At 49.2% G+C, this 2,201-nt stretch carries 1 protein-coding gene; it reads left to right on the top strand.

Annotated elements, in window-relative coordinates; translation table 11 throughout:
* Positions 1–110: 110 nt before the first annotated feature.
* On the top strand, positions 111–2,201 hold a 2,091-nt coding region (locus ABYV26_RS24630), incomplete at its 3' end, for a tetratricopeptide repeat protein (RefSeq protein WP_372683992.1).

Here is a 2,201-nt window from a genome sequence, read left to right as displayed (position 1 = left end):
CATATCTTATTATATTATAAATCAATATCGGCTGACCTATACTTCTTAAATCCGCTATTCCATTTTTAACGTCTCTTCTTTTGTTAAACCATTAGAAGAGGGGTGACCTCATGACGGAGAACAGCTTAGACCGAACGTTAAGGGCTATATTCAGCGCTGATGTCAAAGGATACAGCCGCTTGATGGGCAGCGATGAGGAATATACCGTAAAGACCATCACATCCTACCGTGAAACAATCTCCGGCCTAATTTCTAAGCACAAAGGGCGGGTTGTAGATTCACCCGGCGATAATATTCTTGCTGAATTTGCCAGTGCGCTCGATGCAGTGAACAGTGCGATTGAAATTCAAGAAAAATTAAAAGAGAAAAATACACCCCTTCCTGATCACCGAAAGATGGAATTTCGTATTGGTATTAACCTCGGAGATATCATCCATGAAGGTAATAGAATCTATGGTGATGGTGTTAACGTTGCCGCACGAATAGAGGGTTTGGCTGATCCCGGCGGCATCTGCATATCCAGAAACGTTTTCGATCAAGTTAAGAACAAGTTGGCGAATTTGGGATATGAATATTTTGGTGCGCACGATGTAAAGAATATTTCTGAACCTGTTCGGGTCTATAAAATCCTAATGGAACCGGAATATGCGGGTAAGGTGATTGGAGAGGAAACTCCAAAACCTGCATGGCCACGGACCGCAACAGCGGCCTTCGTTGTCCTTGCAATTGTGGCTTGTGCTTTGGCGCTTTGGAACTTTTACCTGCGTCCGACGCCTTCTGTAGAACTCGCTTCTGTGGAGCGGATGGCATTTCCTTTGCCCGGCAAACCTTCCATCGCAGTCTTGCCCTTCACAAACATGAGTGACGACCCCAAGCAGGAATATTTCAGCGATGGCATTACCGACGACGTGATTACCGATCTATCTAAAATCTCCGGCCTGTTCGTGATTGCCCGGAACTCGACCTTCACCTATAAGGGCAAGCCGGTTAAGGTGCAGCAAGTGGCTGAGGATCTTGGGGTCCGCTACGTTCTCGAAGGGAGTGTTCGCAAGGCAGGTGAAACGGTAAGGATAAACGCCCAGCTTATTGATGCAACCACAGGCCATCACCTGTGGGCAGAGCGCTATGATGGCAATCTGGGCGATATTTTTGCGTTACAAGACAGATTCACCCAGAAGATCGTATCAGCACTCGCGGTTAAGTTAACCGGAGACGACCAGTCGTTACTCGATCGCAAGGATACTGCAAGCGTCGCAGCCTACGACGCTTACTTGCAAGGCTGGGAATTTATGCGCCGGGATACCCGTGATGATTTGGTGAAAGCAGTTTCCAGTTTTAAAAAGGCCGTTGAGTTGGATCCTGGTTTCTCTCGTGGCCATACTGCACTATCGCTCGCTTACAAGCACGCCATGACGACGGGTTGGGATGTGGATCTTGGCTGGTTCGACGCAAGTTCGCTGGCACAAAAGCACCTGGAAATTGCCATGAAGAATCCGACACCCCTCGTCCACCGGGAGGCTTCTGGAAAACATCTGTTTAAGCGCCGGTATACGGAGGCAATCACCGAGGCAGAGCGTGCGCTGGCACTTAATCCTAATGATCCCGAGAGCCAATGGGCAATGGGGCGCGCTTTAGTTTTCGCCGGACGATCGGCCGAGGCAATGGACTATATCAAATGGGCGATTCGGCTAAATCCCAACTATCCTGACCGCTATGTGTCATATCTGGGAATTGCGCAGTATTTGCAGGGACAGTACCAAGAGGCCGTGATTTCCTTCGAAAGGGCCCAGAGACTTGGTTCTGATAAAGTTACTCCGTTCGGGTATGTGTGGCTCGGAGCTGCATACGCGCAGACGGGCCGGGACGAAGAGGCTGCAAAAGTCCTGGGATATTACTTCAAAATAAAACATCATTACGGTGGCCTTGGCATAGAAGGTGTCCTCCCGTATTGGCCGTTAAAAGACCCAAAGGACTTGGAGCACTTTGCCGACGGTCTCATTAAGGCAGGGCTGCCAAAACCCTGGAATCCCGTGTATCGACGCAAGTACAAAGAGGCCCTTGTTAAAGCAGAGACGCTTCTCGCAGCCGACCCCGATGATCCGGATAATCGGGTCATGATGGCCGAAATATTGACTTTCACCGGAAGATCGGCTGAAGCCATCGATCTTATCCAAAGGGCTATGAAGCTCAATCCGAAACAT

Origin of the sequence: Desulfosarcina sp., from assembly GCF_041551955.1 — a bacterium.
GTDB lineage: Bacteria > Desulfobacterota > Desulfobacteria > Desulfobacterales > Desulfosarcinaceae > Desulfosarcina.
Note: the sequence above shows the minus strand (reverse complement) of the source record. Positions and strands in the feature narration are given on the sequence as shown.